The sequence below is a fragment of the Variovorax sp. 01N425 genome, assembly GCF_056399465.1.
Genome location: NZ_JBFTRJ010000004.1, coordinates 231,227 through 256,311, shown reverse-complemented (window position 1 = coordinate 256,311; position 25,085 = coordinate 231,227). Strand labels below are relative to the sequence as shown.

Sequence of the window (25,085 nt, the reverse complement as noted above, 5' to 3'; positions counted from 1 at the left end):
GAAGAAAAGCGCCCTCGGGCGCTTTTCTTTTGCCCGGCCGCGCGCGGCGATCAGGCCTGGCCGCGTCCGAAGAATTCGTCGAAGAGCGCGAGCACCGACGGAAAATCCCGCGCAAAGGCCGTGCGGTTCACGAAGTAGGCCTCGCAGGCCACCGCGAAGAATTCGCTGATCGACACCGCCCCGTAGTCGTCGAGCCACGGCGGCTCCGCGCCGAAGCGCTCGGCCAGGATGGTTTTCTCGCGGAAGTCCTCGTACGCCGGCTGCAGCACCGCGAGCCAGGCGGCGCGGGCCTCGCGTGCGCTGCGCTTGCCTGCAAAGCCGGGCGGCAGCGGCGGGCAGCCGTCGGCGTCGCCTGCGCGCATGTCGATCTTGTGGGCGAATTCGTGGATCACGACGTTGTAGCCGCCGCCCGTCGTGATGCCGCTCGCGAGCACGTCCTGCCAGCTCAGCATCACCGGCCCGCGGTCCATGGCCTCGCCGGCCACCACCTCGTCGTATTCGTGGACCACCTGCGCCTCGTCGACGATCTTGCGCCGCGCGACGACCTCCGACGGATGTACCACGATACCGACGAAATCGTCGTACCAGTCCAGCCCGCCCTTCAGGTTGAGAATCGGCAGCACCGCCTGCGCGGCGATGGCCAGCGCGACCTCGTCGGTGATGACGAAGCCCTGGGTGCCGTGGAACTCCTTGTCGCGCAGAAATTCGGCCGCCAGGATGCGCAGCCGCTGCTGGGCGGCGGCGGGCAATGCGCCAAGAAAGGCATAGCGCTCGAGCGTGGCCTGCCAGGCGTCTTCAGGAATGGAGGGCAGGGCGCGCAGCCGGCGCAGCCACTTGAACATACCCGCGCTAGCGCAGATCGACGCGCTGTGCGCCGGCGGGGGACAGGCACAGCAGCTGCGCGCGCGGTGGATGGGCTGCGGCATCCCAGTCGCTGAGGACGATGCGGCTGAGGCCGTCGCCCAGGTCGTGATCGGCCGGGCGGTGCGTGTGGCCGTGCACCAGCGTGTGCGCGCGCGCTTGCTGCAGCCACTGGCGCGCGGCGCCGCCGTCCACGTCGGCCCAGACGGCCGAGGGGTTGCGCTTGCGGTCTTCGCTTTGCGCGCGCATGGAGCGCGCGAGCGCGCGGCGCTCGGCCAGCGGCCTGGCCAGGAAGGCGGCCTGCCATTCGGGCGTGCGCACCTGGGCGCGGAACTGGAGGTAGTCGGTGTCGTCCAGGCAAAGGATGTCGCCATGGCTCAGCAGCCAGCGTTCGCCATGCAGCACCAGCACCGTGGGGTCGTCCAGCAGCGTGAAGCCGCACTGGGCAGCGAGCGCCGGGCCCACGAGGAAGTCGCGGTTGCCGTGCATGAAGTACACCGGCAGCCGCTCGGCCGTGCGGCGCAGCAGCTCGGCGCATTCGGCCTCGAAGCCGGGCAGGGCGGCGGCGTCGTCGCCCACCCACACCTCGAACAGGTCGCCCAGGATGACGAGCGCATCGGCCGGCGTGGTCTCCAGATAGCCGCGCCAGGCCTCGAAGGTGGCGGGCTCGTCGGCCTGCAGGTGCAGGTCGGAGATCAGGTCGACGGTGCGCCACGCGGGCGGGGCGAGCAGTTCCTTGAAAACCGGAGGTTCCGCCATGCCCGTGCCGCGCCGCGTTCGTTCGCCGGTCCGCGCGTTATTCCGCGACGAGGACGGCCTTCTCGATCACCACGTCCTCGAGCGGCACGTCGTCGTGGAAGCCCTTGCGGCCCGTCTTCACGGCCTTGATCTTGTCCACCACGTCGGTGCCGCCGGTGACCTTGCCGAACACCGCGTAGCCCCAGCCCTGGGCCGAGGGCGCGGTGTGGTTCAGGAAGCCGTTGTCGGCCACGTTGATGAAGAACTGGGCGGTGGCCGAGTGCGGTGCGCTGGTGCGCGCCATGGCGACGGTGTAGTTGTCGTTCTTGAGGCCGTTGTTGGCTTCGTTCTCGATCTCGGCGCCGGTGGGTTTTTGCTTCATGCCGGGCTCGAAGCCGCCGCCTTGCACCATGAAGCCAGGGATCACGCGGTGGAACACCGTGTTGTCGTAGTGACCGTTCTTCACATAGTTGACGAAGTTCTCGGCCGACTTCGGCGCCTTGGCGCTGTCGAGTTCGAGCGTGATCACGCCGTAGTTCTTGATGTGGAGTTCGACTTTGGGGTTGCTCATGAGGGAGTCCTTCCTTCGGATGTTCGGAAATTATTTCGCCAGTGTGGCGGACTTGATGATGATGGGCTCGAGCGGCACGTTCTGCATGCCGCCCTTGTTACCGGTTTGCACGGCACGGATCTTGTCGACCACCTCGGTGCCGGCCACGACGCGGCCGAACACCGTATAGCCGTAGCCGTCGGGGTTGGGTGCGTTGAGCGAATCGTTGTTCTTCACGTTGATGAAGAACTGCGAGGTGGCCGAATTCGGATTGCCCGTGCGCGCCATCGCGATGGTGTAGCGGTCGTTCTTCAGGCCGTTGCTGGCTTCGAGCGGAATGGGCGCGCGCGTGGGTTTTTGCTGCATGTCGGCCGTGAAGCCGCCGCCCTGGATCATGAAGCCGTCGATCACGCGGTGGAACACGGTGCCGTCGTAGTGCTTGTCCTTGACGTACTGCAGGAAGTTCTCGACCGTCTGGGGTGCCTTGGCCTGGTCGAGCTCGACCAGGATGTCGCCGGCCGAGGTGGCGAGCTTCACGCGCGGGCCGGGCTGCTGCGCGTGGACGGCGCCGGCAAGCACGAGCGAGGCGGCCAGCACGAGCGCGCCGCGGCGGCTGAAGCGGGTGGACAGGGAAGGGGCTTGGATCGTCAAGGATGGCTCCGTGTGCGAATGATGTGGGGCGCGGGCCGGGCAATGCAAGCGGCCGCGGCCAGGATGCTGCCGGCGGTCGTCGTTTTACTTGCTGGCGCGGCCGACCGGCTTGCGGGCTTCAGGCGGTGCCGCCGGCAGGGCCGCGGCATCGGCCTCGGCCTTGGGCGTGAAGATCTGGCGGATCAGCGAGAGCTTGGGCGCCACGCTGGCGTTGGTGCTGGCGAATTGCTGCGCTCGCACATATTCCTGGGCCGCCAGGCGGGCGTACACGTCGCCCAGGTTCTCGTGCGCGGTGGCGTAGTTGGGGTTGAGCCTGAGCGCCTGCTCCAGCGCGGCGCGCGCCTGGTCGAACTTGCTCTGCGCTGCATAGAGCGCAGCCAGGTTGTTGTAGGGCTCGGGCAGTTCGGGGAAATCCTGCGTCATCTGCGTGAACGCGGCAATGGCCTCGTTCTGCTTCTTCTGCTCGGTGAGGATCACGCCGCGCAGGAAGCGCATCTGCGGATCGCGCGGCTTGCCGGCGATGTAGGCGTCGGCCTTGGCGAGCGCCTCGTTCGACTTGCCCTGGCGCAGCAGGGTGTTCACGTCGTCGTAGTCGTTGGCGTAGGCCGCGGAACCCCACAGGCTGAGCAGCAGTGCGAAGGCGATGGAGAGTTTGGAGAACGCGACGTGCTTCATGAAGCCTCGGCAGGAGTGGGAAATGCGGGCTTCGAAAACACCCGGAATGGACACGGCAGCAGCCGTTTATACTGCGGTGCATTGTAGCCGAGGGGCCATGTCCAACCCCTCGTGGCCACTGTCCCGTCACCCCTGAAATACACCGTCGTTCGCCCGTACCGCACGAGCGCGAAGCGACGTTTTCCGAGCCTCATGAGTCTGCGCATCTACAACACGCTTTCGCGTGAACTGGAGGAGTTCTCCCCATTGCAACCGGGCCGGGTGCGCATGTACGTGTGCGGCATGACGGTCTATGACCTCTGCCATCTGGGCCATGCGCGCTCGATGATCGCCTTCGACTTGGTGCAGCGCTGGCTCAAGGCCAGCGGCCTGGCCGTGACCTACGTGCGCAACATCACCGATATCGACGACAAGATCATTCGCCGCGCGGTCGAGAACGGCGAAACCATCCGTTCGCTCACCGACCGCATGATCGATGCGCTGCACGAAGATGCCGATGCGCTCGGCATCGAGCGGCCCACCCACGAACCCCGCGCCACCGACTACATCCCGCAGATGCTGTCGATGATCGGCACGCTCGAGAAGAAGGGCCTGGCCTACCGCGCGGAGAACGGCGACGTGAACTACGCGGTGCGCAAGTTTCCGGGCTACGGCAAGCTCAGCGGGAAGTCCATCGACGAGCTGCACGCGGGCGAGCGCGTGGCGGTGCTCGACGGCAAGGACGATCCGCTCGACCCGGTGCTCTGGAAGAGCGCCAAGGCGAGCGAACCCGAAGAAGTGAAGTGGGCCAGCGAGTTCGGCCCGGGCCGCCCCGGCTGGCACATCGAGTGCTCGGCCATGGCTTGCGAGCTGTTGGGTGAAACGCTCGACATCCATGGCGGCGGCGAAGACCTGCAGTTCCCGCATCACGAGAACGAAATTGCGCAGAGCGAAGGCGCAACCGGCAAGCCGCTGGCCAACTACTGGATGCACAACGGCTTCATCGTGACCGACAACGAGAAGATGTCCAAGAGCCTGGGCAACTTCTTCCTGATCCGCGACGTGCTCAAGAAGTACGACGCCGAGACCATCCGCTTCTTCGTCGTGCGGGCGCACTACCGCCGCCCGCTCAACTACAGCGACGTGCATCTCGACGACGCCCGAGCCTCGCTCAAGCGGCTCTACACGTCGCTCGACCTGGTCGCGCCGCAGGCGTTGGCGGCCATCGACTGGAACGATCCGTATGCGGCGCGCTTCAAGGCCGCAATGGACGAGGACTTTGCAACGCCCGAGGCCGTGGCCGTGCTGTTCGACCTGGCGGGTGAAGTGAACCGCACGCAGTCGCCAGCGCAGGCCGGGCTGCTGAAGGCGCTCGGCGGATGCCTGAACATCCTGCAGGACGATCCGAAGCGCTTCCTGCGCGCGGGCGCCACGCTGGACGAGGCGACCATCCAGGCGCAGATCGATGCGCGCGCGGCCGCCAAGGCGGCCAAGAACTTCGCCGAGGCCGACCGCATCCGCAACGACCTCCTGGCGCAGGGCATCGTGCTCAAGGATTCGCCGACCGGCACAACCTGGGCCGCAGCGCAGTGAACGGAACCACGAATCCCATGCCTGCTTCCTCGAAAAACCCGGCGGTCCAGATCTTCACGCCGGACTATTGGGAAGAGGCCTGCAAGCACCTGTCCAGGAAGGACCGCGTGATGAAGCGGTTGATCCCGAAGTTCGGCGATGCCTGCCTCGAGTCGCGCGGCGACGCATTCACCACGCTCGCACGCAGCATCGTGGGCCAGCAGATTTCGGTGAAGGCCGCGCAGACCGTGTGGGACAAGTTCGTGGTGCTGCCGCGCAAGCTCACGCCGGCCAACGTGCTCAAGCTCAAGGTCGACGACATGCGCGCGGCGGGGCTGTCGGCGCGCAAGATCGAGTACCTGGTGGACCTGGCCATTCACTTCGATTCGGGCGCGGTGCACGTCGATGCCTGGAAGGACATGGCCGACGAGCTCATCATCGACGAGCTCGTGGCCATCCGCGGCATCGGCCGCTGGACGGCCGAGATGTTCCTCATCTTCCACCTGATGCGCCCCAATGTGCTGCCGGTCGACGACCTGGGCCTGCTCAACGGCATCAGCGTCAACTATTTTTCGGGCGATCCCGTGAGCCGTAGCGATGCCCGCGACGTTGCCGTGGCCTGGGCCCCGTATTGCAGCGTGGCGACTTGGTATATTTGGCGATCGCTCGACCCGGTACCGGTCGCATACTGAACAACAGGAGAAGACGTTGGCGAAACGAACCTTCCTCGACTTCGAGCAGCCCATTGCTGAACTCGAAACAAAGATCGAAGAACTGCGCTATGTACAGACCGAATCGGCGGTCGACATCTCGGAGGAAATCGACCAGCTCGGCAAGAAGAGCCAGCAGCTCACCAAGGACATCTACAGCGACCTGACGCCCTGGCAGATCACCAAGATCGCGCGGCATCCGGAGCGGCCCTACACGCTCGACTACGTCAACGAGATCTTCACCGACTTCGTCGAACTGCACGGCGACCGGCACTTTTCGGACGACCTCTCCATCGTGGGCGGCCTGGCGCGCTTCAACGGCACGCCCTGCATGGTGCTCGGCCACCAGAAGGGGCGCGACACCAAGGAGCGCACCGCGCGCAACTTCGGCATGAGCAAGCCCGAGGGCTACCGCAAGGCACTGCGCCTCATGAAGACGGCCGAGAAGTTCAAGCTGCCGGTCTTCACCTTCGTCGATACGCCCGGTGCCTATCCGGGCATCGACGCCGAGGAGCGCGGCCAGTCCGAAGCCATCGGCCGCAACATCTACGAGATGGCGCAGCTCGAGGTGCCGATCATCGTCACCATCATCGGCGAAGGCGGCTCCGGCGGCGCGCTGGCCATTTCGGTGGGCGACCAGCTCGTGATGCTGCAGTATTCGATCTACTCGGTCATCAGCCCCGAAGGCTGCGCCTCCATTCTCTGGAAGACCAGCGACAAGGCGCAGGAAGCGGCCGATGCGCTCGGCATCACGGCGCACCGCCTGAAGGCGCTCGGCCTGGTCGACAAGATCGTGAACGAGCCGGTCGGGGGCGCGCACCGCGACCACCGCCAGATGGCCGCTTTCCTCAAGCGCGCGCTCAACGACGCCTTCCGCCAGGTCAGCGACCTGAAGCCGAAGGAACTGCTCGAGCGCCGCTACGAACGCCTGCAGAGCTACGGGCGCTTCAACGACACCAAGGCCGACACCGGCAGGTAAACAAGCCAGCGCGCTGCTCCTTCCATGAACGAAGCCTTCGAACGCGCCATGGCCGCGTTCGAGCCGGCGCATCTGCCGCTGGCGGTGGGCTTCAGCGGCGGCGCGGATTCCACGGCACTGCTGGCCGCTTGCGCCTCGGCCTGGCCCGGACAGGTTGTTGCCTTTCATGTGCACCACGGCCTGCAGGCCGCGGCCGATGATTTCGAGCGCCATTGCGCGGCCGTATGCGAACGCCTCGGCGTGCCGCTGGCAGTGCACCGCGTGGACGCGCGCCATGCCCAGGGCGACAGCCCCGAAGATGCGGCGCGCCGCGCCCGCTACGACGCTTTTGCAGCCATGGCGCGCTTGGATACGGCGCTTGGCGCTATCGAATCGATAGTCCTCGGGCACCATGCGGACGACCAGGTCGAAACCCTTCTGCTGGCCCTCTCCCGGGGCGCCGGCCTGCCGGGCCTCGCGGCCATGCCCGCGCATGCGCGGCGCAACGGGCTGGACATCTACCGCCCGCTGCTGGCGGTGCCCGGAGCCGACATCCGCGCGTGGCTCAAAAGCGTCGACTTGCCGTGGATCGAGGACCCGACCAACGAGGACGAGCGCTACACCCGCAACCGGATCCGGGCCGTGCTGCTGCCCGCGCTCGCGCGGACCTTCCCGCAGTTCCGCGCCACCTTCGCGCGCAGCATCGGCCATGCCGCGCAGGCGCAGGAACTGCTGGGCGAACTCGCGGCGCAGGACCTGGTCGTGGTGGGCAACCCGCCCCGCATCGCCGCGCTGCAGGCGCTTTCACGCGCGCGGCAGGCCAATGTGCTGCGGCACTGGCTGATGCAGGCGCACGGCTGCGCGCCCAGCGCGGCGCAGCTCGACCAACTGCTGGACCAGGTCCGGGCCTGCACCACCCGCGGCCACCGGATCCACCTCAAGGTGGCCAATGGATTCGCCCAGCGCAGGGGCGACCTGCTGCATTGGTACAATTCCGGGCCCTCGCCCAAGGCTTCGCGCTGACGGCTTGCAGGGCGCCGCGCTGGCACTCGGGAGTGCAGCGGCGGCCCTTCCCATTTCTCTGAATTCATCCATGGCATTGATCGTTCACAAATACGGCGGTACGTCGATGGGCTCGACCGAGCGCATCAAGAATGTCGCCAAGCGCGTCGCCAAGTGGGCGCGCGCCGGCCACCAGATGATCGTGGTCCCGAGTGCCATGAGCGGCGAGACCAATCGCCTGCTCGGCCTGGCCAAGGAACTGGCGCCGAGCAAACCGAGCGACGCCCACGGGCGCGAGCTCGACATGCTCGCCTCGACCGGCGAACAGGCGTCGTCTGCGCTGCTGGCCATTGCGCTGCAGGCCGAGGGCATGCAGGCCGTGAGCTACGCGGGCTGGCAGGTGTCGGTGCGCACCGACAACTCCTACACCAAGGCGCGCATCGAGAGCATCGACGACGAGCGCGTGCGCGCCGACCTGGACGCCGGCAAGGTGGTGGTCATCACCGGCTTCCAGGGCGTGGACGACAGCGGCAACATCACCACGCTGGGCCGTGGCGGCAGCGACACCTCGGCCGTGGCCATTGCGGCCGCAATGAAGGCGCACGAGTGCCTGATCTACACCGACGTCGACGGCGTCTACACCACCGATCCGCGCGTGGAGCCCGATGCGCGCCGCCTCTCGACCGTGAGCTTCGAAGAGATGCTCGAGATGGCGAGCCTGGGCTCCAAGGTGCTGCAGATCCGCTCGGTGGAATTCGCCGGCAAGTACAAGGTGCCGCTGCGTGTGCTCTCGAGCTTCACGCCATGGGACATCGACATCAATGAAGAGGCCAAGTCAGGCACGCTGATCACTTTCGAGGAAGACGAAAACATGGAACAAGCCGTCGTATCCGGCATCGCTTTCAACCGCGACGAAGCCAAGATCTCGGTGCTGGGCGTGCCCGACAAGCCGGGCATCGCGTATCACATCCTCGGTGCCGTGGCAGACGCCAACATCGAAGTCGACGTGATCATCCAGAACCTCAGCAAGGACGGCCGGACCGACTTCAGCTTCACGGTGCACCGCAACGAGTATGCGAAGACGGTCGACCTGCTGCAGTCGAAGGTCATGCCCTCGCTCGGCGCGACCGAGATCGTGGGCGACACCAAGATCTGCAAGGTCAGCATCGTGGGCATCGGCATGCGCAGCCACGTGGGTGTTGCCAGCAAGATGTTCCGCGTGCTGAGCGAAGAGGGCATCAACATCCAGATGATTTCCACCAGCGAGATCAAGACCTCGGTCGTGATCGACGAAAAATACATGGAATTGGCCGTGCGCGCGCTGCACAAAGCCTTCGACCTGGACCAACCGGCCGCCTGATGGTGGCATAATCTCGGCTTCTTTCAGGAACTGTGACCGAGTGGCCGAAGGTGCTCCCCTGCTAAGGGAGTATGGGGTGTAGAGCCTCATCGAGGGTTCGAATCCCTCCGGTTCCGCCAGATAGCAAACGAAAACGCCCCTCACGGGGCGTTTTTCATTTGGGCGCTGCAACCGCAGCAGCCGCCCCCTGCAGCGGCCCCCGCACGCCGTGACACATTGTCCCGCTCCTGGGACATCGCCGGCCTCCTGAACGCGCCCTGGCCCCGGTGCCCCCTCTGGGCGCATGGACGGAACGGCCCTTGCTATGACAAGCGAGTCCATGACCTCGCCTCATCGCACACCGCCGCCCATGATCTCCGCCGATCTCGCCATTGCTTCCAGGCTCGACCAGGGCGTTCGCACCGTGGGCGTGAGCGCGCCCGGGCGCCTGCACCTCGGTTTTCTGGACCCCTCGGGTTCGCTGGGACGCGCGTTCGGCAGCCTGGGGCTGGTGATCGACGGCTTCACCACCGATCTCGAACTGTCGGCGTCCGCGTCATCGGACCAGCTGTCGGCCGACACGCCGGCCGGCGGGGCGGAACTGGCCCGCGCGGCGGACTATCTGGCGGTGCTGAAGCAGCGCAGCGGCCGCCACGCGCCGCTGTCGCTGCGGCTGCGCCATGCGCTGCCGCCGCATGCGGGCTTCGGCTCGGGCACGCAGCTGGCGTCGGCGATCGGGCGGGCCTTTGCCGAATGGCATGGGCTCGATCTGGACACGGGCACGCTGGCGCACTGGCTCGGGCGCGGCCTGCGCTCGGGGATCGGCATCGCGGGTTTCGACAGCGGCGGCCTGCTGCTCGATGGCGGCCCGGGCGCCGACGGGCTGCCCGCACCGCTGCTGTCGCGCATCGAGTTTCCGGAGGAATGGCGCGTCATCGTGGTCCAGGACCCCACGCACAAGGGCCTGTCGGGCGGCGCGGAGAAGAAAGCCATCGCGGCCTTGCCGCCCCTGCCGCAAACGGCCGCGGCCGAGATCTGCCACCAGGTGCTGATGCGGGTGCTGCCCGGCGCCGCGCGCGCGGAGTTCGCGCCGTTTGCCGCGGGCATCAACCGCATGCAGCAGCTGCTCGGCGAGCACTTCGCGCCGGCGCAGGGTGGCATCTACACGAGCGCGGCGGTCGGCCGGCTGATGCACTGGTTCGCGGATGCGAGCCGCGGGCACGACGCGGCCATCGGCCAGAGCTCGTGGGGCCCCACGAGTTTTGCGATCGTGCCTTCGCACGTGCGGGCCGAGATGCTGGTCGATGCGGCGCGTGCCTCCGGGCAGCTCGATCCGCGGCTGGAGCTGCGCATCGTCTCGGGCCGCAACCGCGGGGCGGTGGTGCGCGGCCGTGCCGCCGAGCCGCGCAACCGCTGAATCCGCAGAGCACCCGCCCTCAACCTTCCACACATCAACATCAACCAACGCAGGCCCTCATGGAACGTCCCCGCATCCTCCACATGTTCACCCCCGGCCAACAGATGAGCCCGTTCGACATCAACATGGCAGCGGACGCCGGCTACCAGATCATCGTGCCGTACTGCGAAGTGGGCCTGGACCGCATCACCGGGCTGACGCAGGACACCATCTTCTCGCGCGGGCCCAAGGGCGTGGCGCGCACCGGCATCTTCATCGGCGGGCGCGATGCGCAGCTGGCGGCCGACATGCTCGAGCGCGCGCGAACCTCGATGGTCAAGCCCTTCGTCGTCTCGGCAATGGCCGACCCGAGCGGCGCCTATACCACGGCCGCGGCCATGGTGGCCTGCGTCGAGGCCGCGCTCAAGCGCCACCATGGACAGGGCCTGGAAGGCCAGCGCGTGGTGATCCTCGGCGGCACGGGGCCGGTGGGCCGCGTGGCGGGCGTGATCGCGGCAGGGGCCGGTGCCGAGGTGTACCTGTCCAGCCGCAACGGCATCGACGCGGCGCAGGAAGCGGCCGACGAAACCGGGCAGCGCTTCGGCGTGAAGCTGCACGGCCTCTCGGGCGGCGACCCCGACGCCGTGCGCCGCTCCATCGCCGATGCCGACGTGCTGCTGGCCTGCGCGGCCGCCGGCGTGCAGGTGGTCTCCCGCGAGGCGCTCGGCGCCGCGACGCGGCTCAAGGTGGCGGCCGACGTGAACGCCGTGCCGCCCGAAGGCATTGCCGGCGTCGGCGTGATGGACGATGCCAAGCCATTGGCCGGCACGCAGGCCGTGGCCATCGGCGCGCTGGCGGTGGGCAACGTCAAGTACCAGACGCAGCATCGGCTGCTGGTGCAGATGTGCGAGGCCGAAAAAGCGCAGGTGCTGAGCTTTCCCGAAGCCTTTGCGGTGGCCCGCGCCTTCCTGGTCGAGCAGGCCGGAAAGACGGCTTGAAGCCAGCGGCCACCATGCAGACGATCGCCGTTGCCGCCATCTCCGCGCGCGCCATGGCCGAGGCGGCGGCCAGCGAGGGCTTCAAGGTGATCGCGCTCGATCTGTTCGGCGATGTCGACACGCGCCGCGCGGCTTCGCGCTGGCTGCCGATCGGCGCGCCCGGCAGTTTGCAGATCGATGCGGCCAGCGTCCTGGCCGCGCTGCGCACGCTCGCAAAGGACAGCGAACCGGTGCAGGGCTGGATTGCAGGCAGCGGCTTCGAGGGCGAGCCCGATCTGCTGGAAGAGGGCGCGGCCGTGCTGCCGCTGATCGGCACCGCGCCCGCGGCCGTGCGCCGCCTGCGCGATCCGGCGGCCTTCTTCGGCTTTCTTGCTGCGCAGGTCATCCCATTTCCGCAAGTGCTGCTGCAGCCGCCCGAGGACCCCGCGGGATGGCTCATGAAAGACGCGCACGGCTGCGGCGGCTGGCATGTGCGCCATGCGCCGTGGTCGATCGACGAGCCGCCGTCTTCGCACCACTACTTCCAGCGCGAAATGGCCGGGCTGCCGATGTCGGCCACTTTCATCGCCAATGGCCGCGATGTGCATGTGCTCGGCTTCAACGAGCAGACCGTGCGCCGCTTCGGCACGCGGCCCTTCGTGTTCTGCGGTGCCGTCGGGCCGGTGCCCGTGGCAGAGGACATCGCGCGCCGCGTGACGGCCATCGCGCGCACGCTGGCCGTCGAGTTCGAACTGCGCGGCCTGTGCAGCCTCGACTTCATGCGCGACGGCGACGCGATCGGCGTGCTGGAGGTCAACCCGAGGCCACCGGCCAGCATGAGCCTCTACAAGGCGCGCGCCGGTTCGCCGGGGGTGATGCAGGCGCATCTGCGTGCCTGCCTGCATGGCGAACTGCCGCCGCCGGTGCCATCGCATGCGCAAGGAGTCGAAGGCATCGAGATCGTGTTCGCGCGGCAGCCGCTGCAGCTCGGCGCGGCTGCGGCGCAGCGCCTGGCTGCATGGCCCGGCATCCGCGACCTGCCCGAGGCCGGCCAGCGCTTCGACATCGACGACCCCGTGTGCACCCTGACCGCGAGCGGAAGCAGCGCGCAGCAGGTGCGCACCCGACTGAACGAAGGCCGCGAGCGGCTGCTGCAATCACTGGAGACCAAGGCATGAGCAACACTTCCCCGCCCGCGGCCGCGTCGGGCCTGAGCGTCAACCTGCTGGCCCGTCCGCTGGTCGAGCGCCTGCTGGCCGATGCCGATGCGCTCGGGCTGCAGCTGCGCCGCGACGACAGCGGCGCGCGCATCGTCGATGCCGGCATCGAGGCGCGCGGCAGCGTGGCGGCCGGCCTGCAGATCGGCGAGATCTGCATGGGCGGGCTGGGGCATGTGAACCTGCGCAGCGGCGCCGCCGCCGAGGGCTGGCCCACGTGGCTCGACGTGCGCAGTTCGCAGCCGGTGCTGGCCTGCCTTGGCAGCCAGTACGCCGGCTGGAGCCTCTCGGCCACCAAGGAAGAGACCGGCGGCAAGAAGTTCTTTTCGCTCGGCTCGGGGCCGGCGCGCGCGCTGGCGGTCAAGGAAAAACTCTTTGCCGAACTGGGCTACCGCGACCATGCACCCTGCGGCGTGCTGGTGCTGGAAGTCGATCGCGCGCCGCCGAAGATCGTGATCGACAAGCTGCTGCGCGATTGCGGCCTGGCTGCCGAAGCGCTGACCCTGATCCTCACGCCCACCACCAGCCTGGCAGGCACCACGCAGGTGGTGGCGCGCGTGCTCGAGGTGGCGCTGCACAAGGCGCACGAGCTCGGCTTTGCGCTCGCCAACATCGTCGAGGGCGCCGGCACCGCGCCGCTGCCGTCGCCGAGCGCCGATGGCGTCGAGGCCATGGGCCGCACCAACGACGCCATCCTGTACGGCGGCCGCGTGCACCTGACGGTCCGCGGCGACGACACCGCGGCACGCGAGCTGGCGCGTGCGCTGCCCTCGCGCAATTCGCGCGACCACGGGCGCTCGTTCGCCGAGATCTTCAAGGAGGTCGAGTACGACTTCTACAAGATCGACGGCGCCTTGTTCGCGCCGGCCGAGGTGTGGGTCAGCAACATCGACAGCGGCAACACCTGGCACGGCGGCGCGACCGACATGGCGCTGCTGCAGCGCCTGTGGCTGCAGGAGGCCTGACCATGCGTGTGGTGATCATGACGGACGAGATCGGCTGGCACACGCGCCAGCTGCAGGCCGCGCTGCGCGCACGCGGCGCGGTGGGGCGCTGCGTCGACCTGGCCGACTGCAACATCGACACCACTGCCGCATGGCATGGCCTGGTCATTCCCGGCTATGGCCGCGAGCTGCCCGATGCGGTGCTGGTGCGCGGCATCGCCGGCGGAAGCTTCGAGCAGGTCACCAAGCGCCTGGGCGTGCTGCATGCCTTGCGCGAACTCGGCGTGCCGGTCTACAACGACGCGCGCGCCATCGAGCGCACGGTCGACAAGTCGATGACCAGCCTGCTGCTGCATGCCGCGCGCATTCCCGCGCCTGCCACCTGGGCCACCGAGTCGGCGGCCCAGGCGCGGCGCATCGCGATGCGCGAGATGGCCGCGGGCCACGCGCTGGTGCTCAAGCCTCTGTTCGGTTCGCAGGGCAAGAACCTGCAGCTGGTGGGCGAGGTCGACGGCGTTCATCATCCGATGCCCGACATCGATGCGCGCTACGCGGGCCTGGCCTATCTGCAGCGCTTCGTGCCGCCCATGGCTTCGCCGGGCTTCGACTGGCGCGTGATGGTGGTGGGCGGACGCGCCGTCACCGCGATGCGGCGCGTCAGCATGCACTGGATCCACAACGTGGCCCAGGGCGCGCGCTGCGAGCCGGCCGTGCTGGAGCCCGCGCTCGCGCAGCTGGCCGAAGGCGCGGCGCAGGCGCTGGACATGGACTACGCGGGCGTGGACCTCATCGCGGCGGCCAGCGGGCCGAAGATCCAGGTGCTCGAGGTCAATGGCGTGGCCGCCTGGCAGGGGCTGCAGCGCGTGACGGGGTTCAACATCGCGCGCGCCATCGTCGACGACCTGCTCGACCGCAAGCTCGCGCAGGCGCGCCGCCTCGTGCAGCAGAGCCTGCCGCCGCCGGAGCGCCGCGCCTGATGATGATGACGAACGCGCGGCAGGCGGCCATCGAGCGCGCGCGGGCCTGCTTCCTGCGCGCCTGCTGGCTCGACGTGGCCGTGCGCAAGCCAGGCAACGTGAGCCAGGCTTCGCCAGGCCACGGCATGCAGGCCTCGATGTTCATTGCCAGCGCCGAGGCTGCGGCCGGCGCGCTGTTCGAGCCCGGCCTGCGCGTGGGCGCGCGCATCGAGGCGGCCGTGGCGGCCACCTGGGCGGTGGCGGGGTGCAACACCAACCTCGGCATCCTGCTGCTGTGCGCGCCCATCGCGCTCGCGGTGGAGCAGCACCCGCAGGCCGCAACCCCCGCGGCCTTGCGCGCGGCCGTGGCGTCGGTGCTGGCCACGCTCGACATCGACGATGCGCGCGCCGCCTATCGCGCGATTGCGCAGGCGCATCCCGGTGGCCTGGGCACCGCGCCGGCCGAGGACGTGCGCGATGCGCCCAGCGTCGACCTGCGTGCCGCCATGGCCCTTGCCGCGGACCGCGACCTCATCGCGCGCCAGTACCGCGACGGATTCGCGGACCTGTTCGCGCTGGCGTTCCAGGAACCGGTGCAACCGGCGGGCTGCGGGGAGGCGCCGGCCGATGCCGGTGCACCGCCCGATACCGCCACTGTGGCTTTCGTCCAACGGCTCTACCTGGCGTTTCTGAGCGCCTTTCCTGATTCACACATTGTTCGAAAACACGGCGAGCGCGTGGCACAGACTGTCATGACGGCGGCGCAGGCCTGGCAGGAGCGTGCCGGCGCGGGCGTGGCGCTCGATGCCGACCCCGGCTTCGCCGCCTGGGACCTTTCCCTCAAGGCCGCAGGCGTCAACCCCGGGACCAGCGCCGATTTCACCGTGGCGGCGCTGCTGCTTTCGGGCTGGATCCGCTCGTGCGCGGCGCCCGCGCGCGAGGCGGCCGATGGATGGCACGGATCGTGATACCCATGGCTTTGCGCTGGTCTTCCTGACCGGTGTCGTATTGACCCTAAACACCTTGGACCTCTGAGAGGAGACTCGAAACCATGGCAAAAATCGATCGACTGATGGTGGGCGAATCGCTCGTTGGCGACGGCAACGAAGTAGCCCATATCGACCTGATCATCGGACCGCGCGGCAGCGCTGCCGAGACCGCCTTCGCGAACGCGTTGACGAACAACAAGGACGGCTTCACTTCGCTGCTCGCAGTCGTGGCTCCCAACCTGCTGACCAAGCCGGCCACCGTGATGTTCAACAAAGTGACCATCAAGGGCGCCAAGCAGGCGGTGCAGATGTTCGGGCCGGCGCAGCGCGCCGTGGCGCTGGCGGTGGCCGACAGCGTCGAGGATGGCACCATCCCCATGGCGGAGGCGGACAACCTGTTCATCTGCGTCGGCGTGTTCATCCACTGGCTTGCCGACGACGACAAGAAGATCCAGGACTACAACTACCAGGCCACCCGCGAGGCCATCCAGCGCGCCGTGGCCGGCTCGCCGACCGCCGCGGAAGTGGTCGACAAGAAGGGCACGACGGCACACCCGTTCGCAGCCCATCTTTGAGCCTCTGAGCCGCAAGAACAAAAGCCGACGCGGTTCACGCGTCGGCTTTTTTATCTTCGGAGGTTCAGTGCTTGGCGGGCACCATGCCGCTCGCAAGAAAGTTCAGCACGGTCGCGCCGTGCCCCAGCTTCGAAGCGCGATGCGTGGGCGCGTGGCGCTCGATCTGCACGCCCACCGCCTGCACATCGTCGAACTTGCGCGGCTTCACGACCTTCACGCGGACCCAGCTGGCACCGAATTCGTCGATGAGGATGTCGGCAATGGCCTCTGCAAAGGCTTCGAGCAGTTGCAGCCGGTGCTCGGCCATGAGCCGCACCAGCCGCTCGCGCACCATGCCGTAGTCGATGGTGTCGCCGATGCGGTCGGTGTCGCAGGCGCGTGCGCGCGGCACACCGGCGTGCACATCGATCAAGAGGGGCTGCGGATGATGCAGCTCGGAGTCGTGGATGCCGATCACCGTCTGGCCGCTGAAGCCCTCGATGAAGATCAGGTCCATGGGCGCGGCTGCCTCGGCTGCCTCGGGCGATGCGTTCGAGGCAGCCGAGGCATTCGAAGAAGAAAGGCGGGCGACGGAAGGACGCGGGCTGGTGTTCAAGTGGTGTCTCCAGTGATCGAATATGTTTGAAAGTGTGTCTGGCGGCATGCAAGCCCACCCCAGCGAGATTCGTCAACGCAAAATGCAGGCCAGAGACCGGACCCGCTCCGGCAGTGCCGGTGCTTGGTGTTTCACCGGGTGCGCGGCAAGCCGGCAGGCACAACAATGGGCCGAACAAGGAGACACGATGGAACGCGCCGGAGAACTCCAATGACATTGACGCTGAGGCAAGGCGATCGACACGCTGACCGTGTGCTCGACGTGGTGAGGCGAGGCTTTCATGAAGAGGGCAATGACCTCGTCACGCGCTCCTGGAGCCGCTGCCTGAACCAGTACCAGCTCGATCCCGGCCGCCCGCGCGAACCGGTGGTCATTGCATCGTCGGCGCTGCAGAGCCGGCGCAACCAGCATGCCGACGTCATCGAGTGCGCGCGCTACGAGATGACCACGCTCTACCAGCAGCTCGCGGATGCCGAATCCGCCGTGGTGCTGACCGATACCGACGGCGTGATCGTGCACATGGTGTCCTCGCCCGAGTTCGCCGCCGAAGCGGAGCCCATGGGCCTGCGCGCCGGTGGCATGTGGGGCGAGGCCGAGGCCGGCACCAACGGCATGGGCACCTGCCTGGCCGCGGCGCATCCGATCTCCGTGCGGCGCGAAGAACATTTCTTCAGCCACTTCACGCAGCTCACGTGCTCGGCGGTGCCGGTGTTCGATCCGTCCGGCGAGATCATCGCGGTGCTCGACGTGACCAGCCGCTCCAGCCTCATGCAGCAGCACGTGCTGGTGCTCTTGGGCATGACGGCGCGCATGATCGAGAACCGGCTCATCGACAAGCGCTTCTCGAATGCGCATCCGCTGCACTTCCACAGCCGGCCCGAATTCGTCTACACGCTGCACGAGGGCAAGCTCGCGGTCGGCGACGACGGGCGCATTCTTGCGGCCAACCGCAGCGCCTTGTTCCAGCTCGGCCTGCAGTCGATGGACGAGATCCGCACGCAGCGCATCGACGATCTGTTCCAGACCTCGCTCGAGGACATCGTCCAGCGCAGTCTTTCTTCTTCATTCCATCCGGTGGTGGCCTACCGGGCCAATGCGGCGCTGCGCTTCTTCGCGGTGGCGCGGCGGCCGGCCTCCGATGCCGCCACGCCGGCGCGTGCGCGCGTGGCCGGCGCGGCAGGCACGGCTTCGATGGTGGCGGAGACGGGCGCCGAGGCCTTCCGTGCGCCATTGCGGCCCGCAGCTGCGCGTGCGCCGAGCGTTCGCACCTTCAAGGACGCGCGGCTCGTGGCCCACCTGGACACCGCGCGGCGCGTGGTCGCGCGCCGGACCCCGGTGCTGCTGTGCGGCGAAACCGGTTCGGGCAAGGAAGTGTTCGCACGCGCCATCCACGAGAGCAGCCCGCATGCAGAAGGCGCCTTCGTCGCGGTCAATTGCGCGAGCCTGCCCGAGACGCTGATCGAATCCGAGCTCTTCGGCTACAAGGCCGGCGCCTTCACCGGTGCGCAGCGCAGCGGGCGGCGCGGCAAGATCCTGCAGGCCGATGGCGGCACGCTGTTCCTCGACGAAATCGCCGACATGCCGCTGGAGCTGCAGGCCCGGCTGCTGCGCGTGCTCGACGAGCGCCAGGTCACGCCGCTGGGCACCGAGGACACCCATCCGGTGGACTTCCAGCTCGTGAGCGCGAGCCACCAGCACCTGCCGAGCCTGGTGCGCGAAGGCCGCTTCCGCGAAGACCTCTACTACCGTCTCGCCGGCATCGAACTCGACCTGCCCGCGCTGCGCGACCGCAGCGACAAGCGCGACCTGATCCACGACGTGCTCAAGGACGAAGGCGGCAACGACAGCCGGCTCGGCGAAGAGGCCGAGCGCCTGCTCATGGCCTATTCATGGCCCGGCAACCTGCGGCAGCTGCGCCACGTGCTGCGCAGCGCCGCTGCGCTGGCCGACGGCAAGACCATCACGCGGGAGCACCTGCCTTCGCTGGCCGTGCGCACGGCACCTTCGCCATTGCCCGCGCTGGCCCATGCGGCAGTGTCCGAACCGTCCGATGCCGCCGCGGAAGCGGCGCCGTCCGATGCGGCACCCGCCATCAAGCAACTCAACCCGATCCAGGCCAACGAGCGGCAAGTGCTGCTGCAGATGCTCGAGCAGCATCGCTGGAACGTGAGCAACGTCGCCAAGGCGCTCGATGTCAGCCGCAACACCCTGTACCGAAAACTCCACAAGCTTCACATCGAGATCTCTCCACCCGATTGAGCCTGAAGGCTCGCAGACATGACGAACGGGGAGCCGGCGGGCACGGGCAAGATCGATCCACGCGGCGCCACGCTGGCGGCCGAAGACGGCGAAGCGCCGCTGCCGGCATCGCCGCCGCGCTCGCGGCTGGCCTGGTGCGTCACGGGTTCGGGCCATTTCCTCGAGGAATCGCTTGCGATTGCGGCGCGGCTGCCTTCGGTCGACCTGTTCCTCTCGGCCGCGGCCGAAGAGGTGCTGCCGATCTACAAGCTGCAGATCGAGGCGCTCAGGCCGCGTTTTCGCGTGTTCCGCGACAAGACGGCCAGCGGCGTGCCGGTGGGCATGCTCTACGACGATGTCTATCACACGGTGGTGGTGGCGCCGGCCACCAGCAATACGGTGGCCAAGTGCGCATTCGGCATCAGCGACTCGCTGCCGACGAACATGTTTGCGCAGGCCGGCAAGCTCGGCATTCCTGGCATCGTGTTTGCATGCGATACGGAACCGGTGGTGGTGACCAAGTCGCCGCATGACTGGGTCACGCTGCGCCCGCGGCGCATCGAACTGGACAACGTGGAGCGGCTGCGCGGCATCGACTTTTGCCAGGTGGTCTGTTCACCGGCCCAATTGGAGACCGCGCTCGACACGCGCCTGAAGGAACTTTCTCTCGCATGGAACACATCGTCTTCCTGACCGGGCGCCTCGCCCAAGCCAGCCTCACGCGGGTGCTGGCCGGGATCGAGGCGGCACCGTTCACATGGGAAGTGCGCGAGATCGGACTGCAGGTGGCGGCGCTGATGACGGCCGACATGATCCGCCGCCGTGTGGCGGCCCCGGTGTTCAGCGAGGGCGAAGGCGAGGGCGCCGCACCGCGCCGCGCCGACCGCATCATGGTGCCGGGCCGCTGCCGCGGCGACGTCGAGGCGCTGAGCCTTCACTTCGGCGTTCCGGTGGAGCGCGGCCCGCAGGAGCTGAAAGACCTGCCGCGCCACTTCAACCGCAGCGCACGCGCCGTCGACCTGGACGACTACGAGGTCGCCATCTTTGCCGAGATCGTCGACGCGCCGCGGCTGTCGGTGGTGCAGATCATCGAGCGCGCGCAGCAACTCGCGGCCGACGGTGCCAACGTGATCGACCTGGGCTGCCTGCCCGAAACGCGCTTCGACCACCTGGCCGAGAGCGTGCAGGCGCTGAAGGCGGCGGGCTTCCAGGTCAGCGTCGATTCGAGCGACACACAGGAGCTGCTGCTCGGCGGAAAGGCCGGCGCCGACTACCTGCTGAGCCTCACGCTCGACACCCTGTGGATCGCCGACGAGGTCGCGGCCACGCCGGTGCTGATACCGCGCGTTCCGTCCGATGAAGCGTCGCTGTACGAAGCCGTCGAGCAGATGCAGCGGCGCGGCCGCGCCTTTCTGGCTGATTCGATCCTCGACCCCATACCCTTCGGCCTGACCACCTCCATCGTGCGCTACCACCGGCTGCGCGAGCGCTTCCCCGATGCGCCGATCATGCTCGGCGTGGGCAACCTCACCGAGCTCACCGAGGCCGACACCAGCGGCATCAACGCGGTGCTGTTCGGCATTGCCGCCGAGCTGAATGTGGCGGCGGTGCTGACCACCCAGGTGAGCCAGCATGCGCGCCGCGCGGTGAGCGAGGCCGACTGGGCGCGCCGCATCATGCATGCCGCGGCGCGCAACGCCACCTTGCCCAAGGGCATGAGCGATGCGCTGATGACGGTGCACGCCAAGCATCCGTTCCCCGACACGCCCGAAGAAATCGGCGAGATCGCCTCGCAGGTGCGCGACCCCAACTTCCGCGTGCAGATCTCGCCGCTCGGCCTGCACGTGTACAACCGCGACGGCATGCGGCTCGCGCAGGGCGCCTTCGAACTCTGGCCGCAGCTCCAGCTGCAGGACGACGCCGACCATGCGTTCTACATGGGCGTCGAACTGGCACGCGCCGAGATCGCGTGGCAGCTCGGCAAGCGCTACGTGCAGGACCAGCCGCTCGACTGGGGCTGCGCCACGCCGCGGGCCACCGAGGACCTCGCGCGCTGGTGCGCGCCGGGAACCACCATGAAGACATCGAAGAAGAACAGCGCGGCCGAGACTGGTGCCACCAGCACCACCGCGCCATCACCCTCATGAACGACCAGATCTTCGAAGCCGTGGTGACCACCGTGGCCCCCGGCGGCAAGCCGCACGTGGCTCCGATGGGCATCCGCTACCAGGAGGGCGGCATCCTGCTGATGCCGTTCAAGCCCTCGACCACGCACGACAACATCGTGGCCACCGGCCATGCGGTGCTCAACATCGTCTGCGACACGCGCGTGTTCGCGGGCTGCGTCACGGGCCGCAAGGTTTGGCTCACGCTGCCGGCCGAGCGCATCGAAGGTGTGCGGCTGGCTGCTGCGCTGCGCCACGTCGAACTCGAACTGGCCGAGCAGCGCGACGACGTGCAGCGGCCGGTGCTGCGCATGGTGGCCGTGCACGAGGCCACGCATGCGCCGTTTGCCGGCTTCAACCGCGCGCAGGCCGCGGTGATCGAAGGCGCCGTGCTGGTGAGCCGGCTGCACATGCTCCCCCCAGAAAAAGTGGAAACCGAAATGACCTACCTGCAGATCGCGATCGACAAGACCGCCGGCCCCGAGGAACGCGAGGCCTGGGAGTGGCTGCGCGCCGCGGTCGCGCAGCACCGCACGGCCGACCGGGAGCGCACATCATGACGATGCGGATGCTGGTGAGCGTGCGCAGCGTGGACGAAGCCCTGCTCGCGGCCCGCGGCGGCGCCGACTTCATCGACCTGAAGGAACCCAACGAAGGCGCACTGGGCGGCCTCCCAGTGGCAACCATCGGCGCCATCGTGAGTGCGCTGCGCGGGCACGGCATCGGCCTGCCCGTGAGCGCGACGATCGGCGACCTGCCGATGCATGCGCTGGACGCGATCCTGGCGCAGGTGGACGCGGTGGGTGCCTGCGGCGTCGACTATGTGAAGGTCGGCATCGAGCGCGGGCCCGAGGCCTTGGCGGTGCTCGATGCGCTCGCGGCCTGCCACTGGCCGGTGGTGCCGGTCTTCATCGGCGACCACGGGCTCGATGCCGCGCTGACCGCGCATGCCTGCACGCTCGGCTTTCCCGGGCTCATGGTCGACACCGCCGACAAAAAGGCCGGCAGCCTGTTCGATGCCGTGCCGATGGCCGATCTGCGTGCCTTCCTGGCCCAGGTGCGCGCCGCGGGGCAAATGGCTGGCGTGGCGGGCGCGCTGCGCACGGCACATGTTCCGCTGCTGCAGTCGCTGGCGCCGGACTTCGCGGGATTTCGCAGCGCCGTCTGCGTGGGCGACCGTAAGGCGGCGCTCAGCCCGGAGCGGCTTGCGGCACTGGCCGCGCTGCTGCACGGCGAGGCGGTGGAGCCTGTAGCGGTCTGAACTTTTTTTGTGAGCCGGCGCAAGGCCCGCTCAGCGCGGGGCGAAGGTCGCCTCGCCCAGCAGCAGCGCACGCATGGTCGCGAGCTGGTTCTTGTGGAGCAGGGTGATCGGAAACGCCGCATCGCCGGAGCGTTCGGCAAACTGCTGGTCGACCACGCCGGCGTCGCCAAGCTCATTGAGCGTCATCTGTGGATCGATGGTGCACGACTTCACCAGCACCAGCTGCTCGGCATTGAGATGCTTGGCAAGGTCGAGCGCGATGGTGTCGGACGTGGCGTCCCAGCTGGTGCGGCCGTCCGGCTTGTCGCGCCGCAGTTCGAGCGGCAGCCAGAGTGCGGTTTTTCCGCGCCGCAGAAGGTCGGGGATTTCGGTCTTGCGCGCAGCCAGTTGGAGCGCTGGGTTCAGCGCATGCAGCTGGTAGGCCGTCTGGGCCATGGCGAGCACTGCCATGTTGTGCGCGGCCAGGTCGTTGAACTGCCAGTGCGCCTGCACGCGCCGCACTTCGTCTGCGAAGGTGCCGCCGCCGCAGACCACCGTGACGCGGCCGCCGCCGATCTGCGTGAGCAGATCGAGCCACTGCGGCAGCACCGGGTCGGCACAGAGGCTGCCGCCAATCTTGACCACCCACATCAGTCGTGCTCCCTCTCGAACAGCGCGGCCACCGCCACGCTCGGTGCGCACACCTGCGCCCAGCCGGCGGTGCCCGCGGGCGCATGGCGGGCGACGTTTGCCACGTCGCTGCCATAGGCGGCGAAGCGGCGCGGCACGGCTTGTGAGCCTTCGCCTGCCGCGGCGACGGCGGCCAGGCCGGGCACCAGGAAGGCGCCGCAACCCGCGCTCACCACCACGGCATCGCGCGAGAGCGCATGCGCCGCCAGCACGCGGCGCAACTGCGCGCCGATGGCCTCGACCTGCGCCGCGCGCCAGGCGCGTGCGAGCTCCAGCCATTCTTCAGCGGATGCATCGCGCTCGTCCAGCCCCACCATGCGCGCAAGGCGCTGGCGCGTGGCCGGCAGGCTCTTGGCTGCGTTGTCGGCGCTGGGGTGCAGGTCATGCGCCGGGTCGAGCTCGCCGCACAGGCGATAGACGTCGGCCGTGGTGGCGAAGAACTCGTTCATCACGTGCCTTGCCTGGCCGCGCCATTCGATGCGCTGGGTCAACGCGCACACCGGCGTGCGCACCACGCCGTGGTAGGCGAGCTCGCCACTCACCAGGCGCTCGGCGTCGGTGCGGCTGGTGGTCAGCACGCGCTGGTTGCCGAAGGCGATCAGGTCGGTGGTGGTGCTGCCGATGTCGACCAGCACGCCTTCGGGGAACACGAGCGCGGCATGCCGCGCGGTCGCGAGCCAGTTGGCAGAGGCGATGTGCTCCCAGTGCCGTGCCACGTCCGTGGCCGTGCACCAGCCCGCATCGCCGGCAAAGAAATGCAGCGCGCCCGGCCGCGTGGGCAGCGTGGCCGCCAGTGCCGCGGCAATGCCGCGCACGCCGGCTTCGCGGTCGGGAAACAGGTCGACCATCTCGCCCGTCATGGTGACGGCATGCTGCGCGGACGCAAGCACGGGCCAGCGCGTGCTTGCGGCCTGCAGCGCACGCGCCAGATGGTCGAGGCCCTGCCAGAGCGGACAGCCCCACTGCGCCACGTCGACCACCTCGCCGCCTTGCAGCAGGCAGGCCTTGACATGGGCGCCGCCGATGTCCCAGCCGATGGTGGTGCGTTCAGGCGACGGCACGCGCAAGTTCCCGTTCTTGATGAGTGCCGCCGCCGTGCAGGCGGTCCGCCAGCAGCTCCGCCGCGAGGTTGCGGCCCAGCGCCGCCGAGAGCCCGACATAGGCGCAGGTGACGCGCGGATTGACTTCGATCACCACCGGCCCGTGCCGTGGATGCCAGACCAGGTCGATGCCCGCGAAGCCGCGCAGCCCGGGGATGGCGCGTGCCACCTGCGTGGCCAGTGCGGCCAGCTCATGCCGGCGCGGGTCGCCGCGGCCCACCGCATCGACGTTCACGCCATCGAAAGACAGCCTGCCGTGCGCATCGATCGAAATGCATTGGCGGTTGATGCTCAGCATTTCGGCATTCTGCTCCGTGCACAGCAGCGAGAGGCTCAGGGCTTCGCCCTCGATCCAGGGCTCGAGCGTCAAGGTGGCGCCAGCCTGTGTGCGCGTGGCCTGGTCGTCGAGCGCGTCGGCGTGGCGCTGGTGCACGTGGGTGGCCACGCCGCCGGCGCCATCGTCGGGCTTGACCACCCAGCGCGCGATGTCGGGCGCATCGGCAAAGGCCAGCGGCGTCTGCACGGCGTGGGCGGCCAGGTGCGCGAGCGTGGCCTTCTTGCCGGCCGTGAGCTCGATGGCCTCGGCACTGCAGCCGAGCCAGCGCGCATCGCCCACCGTGCGCTGGAAGCGCGCGAGCAGGCCGTCCGTCTCGGGCGCCACGAGCCACACCAGGTCGTGCAGCGCACTCTGCCGCGCGACGAAGTCGAAGGCCGATTCGTTGGCGTGGGGCCGCAGTGGAACGGCTCCTGCAGGCAGGGTGTTCCCCGGTTCGCAGACTGCCGCGGAGACCGAACAATCGGCGGCGCGCACCAGGTCCGCCACCATGGCATCGCGCATCGACAGGCCCAGCGGCAGCAGCTCGTCGGCTGCGGCGTCGTCGCCGTAGTCGCTCCATCCGCCGCCGCTGAGATACTCGTAAATAAAAACGCGTTGGGTCATTTCATCATCCACTTTCCGGGCTCTTCCC

Annotated in this window: 26 protein-coding genes and 1 tRNA gene; 18 read left to right on the top strand and 9 right to left on the bottom strand. The window is 68.4% G+C overall.

Annotation, left to right across the window (positions count from 1 at the left end; all coding sequences use genetic code 11):
* Positions 1-50: 50 nt before the first annotated feature.
* The 5 genes from AC1DSC_RS09060 to AC1DSC_RS09040 all read right to left on the bottom strand — a co-directional run bounded on the left by AC1DSC_RS09060 (position 51) and on the right by AC1DSC_RS09040 (position 3,475).
* Positions 51-842 carry a M90 family metallopeptidase gene (locus tag AC1DSC_RS09060; RefSeq protein WP_278877136.1) on the bottom strand — a complete coding sequence of 264 codons (792 nt, stop codon included), beginning with the start codon at positions 840-842 and terminating at the stop codon, positions 51-53.
* 7 nt (positions 843-849) lie between these two features.
* Complete coding sequence (locus AC1DSC_RS09055; protein WP_278877138.1) at positions 850-1,620, bottom strand: UDP-2,3-diacylglucosamine diphosphatase; 771 nt, start codon at positions 1,618-1,620, stop codon at positions 850-852.
* 37 nt (positions 1,621-1,657) lie between these two features.
* Positions 1,658-2,170, bottom strand: a complete 513-nt coding sequence (locus AC1DSC_RS09050; RefSeq protein WP_012748192.1) for a peptidylprolyl isomerase — start codon at positions 2,168-2,170, stop codon at positions 1,658-1,660.
* A gap of 30 nt (positions 2,171-2,200) precedes the next feature.
* Positions 2,201-2,800 (bottom strand): peptidylprolyl isomerase, encoded by a 600-nt coding sequence (locus AC1DSC_RS09045; protein WP_436287816.1) that lies wholly within the window; start codon positions 2,798-2,800, stop codon positions 2,201-2,203.
* A gap of 84 nt (positions 2,801-2,884) precedes the next feature.
* Positions 2,885-3,475, bottom strand: a complete 591-nt coding sequence (locus tag AC1DSC_RS09040; RefSeq protein WP_418145486.1) for a tetratricopeptide repeat protein — start codon at positions 3,473-3,475, stop codon at positions 2,885-2,887.
* A gap of 192 nt (positions 3,476-3,667) precedes the next feature.
* Between AC1DSC_RS09040 and cysS the strand changes: the two genes are divergently transcribed.
* The 13 genes from cysS to fae all read left to right on the top strand — a co-directional run bounded on the left by cysS (position 3,668) and on the right by fae (position 16,089).
* A complete protein-coding gene (gene cysS, locus AC1DSC_RS09035) occupies positions 3,668-5,047 on the top strand; it encodes a cysteine--tRNA ligase (protein ID WP_412511099.1) in 1,380 nt (459 codons plus the stop codon).
* 17 nt (positions 5,048-5,064) lie between these two features.
* Entirely contained in the window at positions 5,065-5,718 is a 654-nt protein-coding gene (locus tag AC1DSC_RS09030) for a DNA-3-methyladenine glycosylase family protein (protein ID WP_012748188.1), read from the top strand.
* Positions 5,719-5,734: 16 nt separating this feature from the next.
* Positions 5,735-6,715 (top strand): acetyl-CoA carboxylase carboxyltransferase subunit alpha, encoded by a 981-nt coding sequence (locus AC1DSC_RS09025; protein WP_012748187.1) that lies wholly within the window; start codon positions 5,735-5,737, stop codon positions 6,713-6,715.
* 24 nt (positions 6,716-6,739) lie between these two features.
* Positions 6,740-7,717 (top strand): tRNA lysidine(34) synthetase TilS, encoded by a 978-nt coding sequence (tilS, locus tag AC1DSC_RS09020; protein WP_436287815.1) that lies wholly within the window; start codon positions 6,740-6,742, stop codon positions 7,715-7,717.
* A 70-nt stretch (positions 7,718-7,787) separates the two neighbouring features.
* Positions 7,788-9,056 carry an aspartate kinase gene (locus AC1DSC_RS09015; protein WP_012748185.1) on the top strand — a complete coding sequence of 423 codons (1,269 nt, stop codon included), beginning with the start codon at positions 7,788-7,790 and terminating at the stop codon, positions 9,054-9,056.
* A gap of 26 nt (positions 9,057-9,082) precedes the next feature.
* Positions 9,083-9,175: transfer RNA gene (locus AC1DSC_RS09010), tRNA-Ser, on the top strand.
* A gap of 230 nt (positions 9,176-9,405) precedes the next feature.
* The gene (locus tag AC1DSC_RS09005) at positions 9,406-10,452 is read left to right on the top strand and encodes a beta-ribofuranosylaminobenzene 5'-phosphate synthase family protein (RefSeq protein ID WP_436287814.1); all 1,047 of its coding nucleotides are present in this window, start codon (positions 9,406-9,408) and stop codon (positions 10,450-10,452) included.
* Between the two features lie 59 nt (positions 10,453-10,511).
* Positions 10,512-11,429, top strand: a complete 918-nt coding sequence (locus AC1DSC_RS09000) for an NAD(P)-dependent methylenetetrahydromethanopterin dehydrogenase (protein ID WP_026284001.1) — start codon at positions 10,512-10,514, stop codon at positions 11,427-11,429.
* Positions 11,430-11,443: 14 nt separating this feature from the next.
* The gene (locus AC1DSC_RS08995) at positions 11,444-12,586 is read left to right on the top strand and encodes an ATP-grasp domain-containing protein (protein ID WP_478131801.1); all 1,143 of its coding nucleotides are present in this window, start codon (positions 11,444-11,446) and stop codon (positions 12,584-12,586) included.
* Positions 12,583-13,590 carry a methenyltetrahydromethanopterin cyclohydrolase gene (mch, locus tag AC1DSC_RS08990; RefSeq protein ID WP_278881505.1) on the top strand — a complete coding sequence of 336 codons (1,008 nt, stop codon included), beginning with the start codon at positions 12,583-12,585 and terminating at the stop codon, positions 13,588-13,590. Before AC1DSC_RS08995 ends, mch begins: the two co-directional genes overlap by 4 nt.
* Positions 13,591-13,592: 2 nt before the next feature.
* Complete coding sequence (locus AC1DSC_RS08985; RefSeq protein ID WP_436287812.1) at positions 13,593-14,546, top strand: ATP-grasp domain-containing protein; 954 nt, start codon at positions 13,593-13,595, stop codon at positions 14,544-14,546.
* Positions 14,546-15,493, top strand: coding sequence for a triphosphoribosyl-dephospho-CoA synthase (locus AC1DSC_RS08980; RefSeq protein ID WP_418145451.1), 948 nt, complete (start codon positions 14,546-14,548; stop codon positions 15,491-15,493). The genes AC1DSC_RS08985 and AC1DSC_RS08980 overlap by 1 nt, the downstream gene beginning before the upstream one ends.
* A gap of 83 nt (positions 15,494-15,576) precedes the next feature.
* Positions 15,577-16,089 (top strand): formaldehyde-activating enzyme, encoded by a 513-nt coding sequence (gene fae, locus AC1DSC_RS08975; protein ID WP_012748178.1) that lies wholly within the window; start codon positions 15,577-15,579, stop codon positions 16,087-16,089.
* A 64-nt stretch (positions 16,090-16,153) separates the two neighbouring features.
* Here the strand turns inward: fae and AC1DSC_RS08970 are convergent, their stop codons facing one another.
* Positions 16,154-16,585: a dihydroneopterin aldolase gene (locus AC1DSC_RS08970; RefSeq protein ID WP_145745224.1), complete on the bottom strand. Its 432-nt coding sequence runs from the start codon at positions 16,583-16,585 to the stop codon at positions 16,154-16,156.
* A 309-nt stretch (positions 16,586-16,894) separates the two neighbouring features.
* On the opposite strand from AC1DSC_RS08970, the gene AC1DSC_RS08965 reads away from it, so the two are divergent.
* Genes AC1DSC_RS08965 through AC1DSC_RS08945 form a run of 5 tightly spaced genes read left to right on the top strand, consistent with a single transcriptional unit; the run spans position 16,895 to position 22,348 of the window.
* A complete protein-coding gene (locus AC1DSC_RS08965) occupies positions 16,895-18,943 on the top strand; it encodes a sigma-54-dependent Fis family transcriptional regulator (protein ID WP_436287811.1) in 2,049 nt (682 codons plus the stop codon).
* Between the two features lie 18 nt (positions 18,944-18,961).
* On the top strand, positions 18,962-19,615 hold the full coding sequence (locus AC1DSC_RS08960; RefSeq protein ID WP_412511092.1) for a flavoprotein: 654 nt from the start codon (positions 18,962-18,964) through the stop codon (positions 19,613-19,615).
* On the top strand, positions 19,594-21,069 hold the full coding sequence (locus tag AC1DSC_RS08955) for a DUF6513 domain-containing protein (RefSeq protein ID WP_436287810.1): 1,476 nt from the start codon (positions 19,594-19,596) through the stop codon (positions 21,067-21,069). Before AC1DSC_RS08960 ends, AC1DSC_RS08955 begins: the two co-directional genes overlap by 22 nt.
* Positions 21,066-21,647, top strand: coding sequence for a DUF447 domain-containing protein (locus AC1DSC_RS08950; RefSeq protein WP_436287809.1), 582 nt, complete (start codon positions 21,066-21,068; stop codon positions 21,645-21,647). Before AC1DSC_RS08955 ends, AC1DSC_RS08950 begins: the two co-directional genes overlap by 4 nt.
* Positions 21,644-22,348 carry a (5-formylfuran-3-yl)methyl phosphate synthase gene (locus AC1DSC_RS08945; protein WP_436287808.1) on the top strand — a complete coding sequence of 235 codons (705 nt, stop codon included), beginning with the start codon at positions 21,644-21,646 and terminating at the stop codon, positions 22,346-22,348. The genes AC1DSC_RS08950 and AC1DSC_RS08945 overlap by 4 nt, the downstream gene beginning before the upstream one ends.
* A 30-nt stretch (positions 22,349-22,378) precedes the next feature.
* On the opposite strand, the gene AC1DSC_RS08940 is transcribed toward AC1DSC_RS08945, so the two are convergent.
* The 3 genes from AC1DSC_RS08940 to AC1DSC_RS08930 are packed head-to-tail and all read right to left on the bottom strand — an operon-like array spanning position 22,379 to position 25,057.
* Positions 22,379-22,978 (bottom strand): amino acid kinase family protein, encoded by a 600-nt coding sequence (locus AC1DSC_RS08940; RefSeq protein ID WP_124958051.1) that lies wholly within the window; start codon positions 22,976-22,978, stop codon positions 22,379-22,381.
* Positions 22,978-24,078, bottom strand: coding sequence for a hydantoinase/oxoprolinase family protein (locus tag AC1DSC_RS08935; RefSeq protein WP_436287807.1), 1,101 nt, complete (start codon positions 24,076-24,078; stop codon positions 22,978-22,980). The genes AC1DSC_RS08940 and AC1DSC_RS08935 overlap by 1 nt, the downstream gene beginning before the upstream one ends.
* Positions 24,065-25,057 carry an ATP-grasp domain-containing protein gene (locus tag AC1DSC_RS08930; RefSeq protein ID WP_436287806.1) on the bottom strand — a complete coding sequence of 331 codons (993 nt, stop codon included), beginning with the start codon at positions 25,055-25,057 and terminating at the stop codon, positions 24,065-24,067. Before AC1DSC_RS08930 ends, AC1DSC_RS08935 begins: the two co-directional genes overlap by 14 nt.
* Positions 25,058-25,085: the final 28 nt, after the last annotated feature.

What these genes read in the sequence shown, in the direction of transcription:
- mch (WP_278881505.1), top strand. Translation starts at nt 12,583, where the DNA reads ATGAGCAACACTTCCCCGCCCGCGGCCGCGTCGGGCCTGAGCGTCAAC.
- AC1DSC_RS08980 (WP_418145451.1), top strand. Translation starts at nt 14,546, where the DNA reads ATGATGATGACGAACGCGCGGCAGGCGGCCATCGAGCGCGCGCGGGCC.
- cysS (WP_412511099.1), top strand. Translation starts at nt 3,668, where the DNA reads ATGAGTCTGCGCATCTACAACACGCTTTCGCGTGAACTGGAGGAGTTC.
- AC1DSC_RS08955 (WP_436287810.1), top strand. Translation starts at nt 19,594, where the DNA reads ATGGAACACATCGTCTTCCTGACCGGGCGCCTCGCCCAAGCCAGCCTC.
- AC1DSC_RS09055 (WP_278877138.1), bottom strand. Translation starts at nt 1,620, where the DNA reads ATGGCGGAACCTCCGGTTTTCAAGGAACTGCTCGCCCCGCCCGCGTGG.
- AC1DSC_RS08985 (WP_436287812.1), top strand. Translation starts at nt 13,593, where the DNA reads ATGCGTGTGGTGATCATGACGGACGAGATCGGCTGGCACACGCGCCAG.
- AC1DSC_RS08950 (WP_436287809.1), top strand. Translation starts at nt 21,066, where the DNA reads ATGAACGACCAGATCTTCGAAGCCGTGGTGACCACCGTGGCCCCCGGC.
- AC1DSC_RS08995 (WP_478131801.1), top strand. Translation starts at nt 11,444, where the DNA reads ATGCAGACGATCGCCGTTGCCGCCATCTCCGCGCGCGCCATGGCCGAG.
- tilS (WP_436287815.1), top strand. Translation starts at nt 6,740, where the DNA reads ATGAACGAAGCCTTCGAACGCGCCATGGCCGCGTTCGAGCCGGCGCAT.
- fae (WP_012748178.1), top strand. Translation starts at nt 15,577, where the DNA reads ATGGCAAAAATCGATCGACTGATGGTGGGCGAATCGCTCGTTGGCGAC.
- AC1DSC_RS08945 (WP_436287808.1), top strand. Translation starts at nt 21,644, where the DNA reads ATGACGATGCGGATGCTGGTGAGCGTGCGCAGCGTGGACGAAGCCCTG.
- AC1DSC_RS09030 (WP_012748188.1), top strand. Translation starts at nt 5,065, where the DNA reads ATGCCTGCTTCCTCGAAAAACCCGGCGGTCCAGATCTTCACGCCGGAC.
- AC1DSC_RS08960 (WP_412511092.1), top strand. Translation starts at nt 18,962, where the DNA reads ATGACGAACGGGGAGCCGGCGGGCACGGGCAAGATCGATCCACGCGGC.
- AC1DSC_RS08930 (WP_436287806.1), bottom strand. Translation starts at nt 25,057, where the DNA reads ATGACCCAACGCGTTTTTATTTACGAGTATCTCAGCGGCGGCGGATGG.
- AC1DSC_RS09050 (WP_012748192.1), bottom strand. Translation starts at nt 2,170, where the DNA reads ATGAGCAACCCCAAAGTCGAACTCCACATCAAGAACTACGGCGTGATC.
- AC1DSC_RS08965 (WP_436287811.1), top strand. Translation starts at nt 16,895, where the DNA reads ATGACATTGACGCTGAGGCAAGGCGATCGACACGCTGACCGTGTGCTC.
- AC1DSC_RS09000 (WP_026284001.1), top strand. Translation starts at nt 10,512, where the DNA reads ATGGAACGTCCCCGCATCCTCCACATGTTCACCCCCGGCCAACAGATG.
- AC1DSC_RS09060 (WP_278877136.1), bottom strand. Translation starts at nt 842, where the DNA reads ATGTTCAAGTGGCTGCGCCGGCTGCGCGCCCTGCCCTCCATTCCTGAA.
- AC1DSC_RS09040 (WP_418145486.1), bottom strand. Translation starts at nt 3,475, where the DNA reads ATGAAGCACGTCGCGTTCTCCAAACTCTCCATCGCCTTCGCACTGCTG.
- AC1DSC_RS08970 (WP_145745224.1), bottom strand. Translation starts at nt 16,585, where the DNA reads ATGGACCTGATCTTCATCGAGGGCTTCAGCGGCCAGACGGTGATCGGC.
- AC1DSC_RS08940 (WP_124958051.1), bottom strand. Translation starts at nt 22,978, where the DNA reads ATGTGGGTGGTCAAGATTGGCGGCAGCCTCTGTGCCGACCCGGTGCTG.
- AC1DSC_RS09015 (WP_012748185.1), top strand. Translation starts at nt 7,788, where the DNA reads ATGGCATTGATCGTTCACAAATACGGCGGTACGTCGATGGGCTCGACC.
- AC1DSC_RS09005 (WP_436287814.1), top strand. Translation starts at nt 9,406, where the DNA reads ATGATCTCCGCCGATCTCGCCATTGCTTCCAGGCTCGACCAGGGCGTT.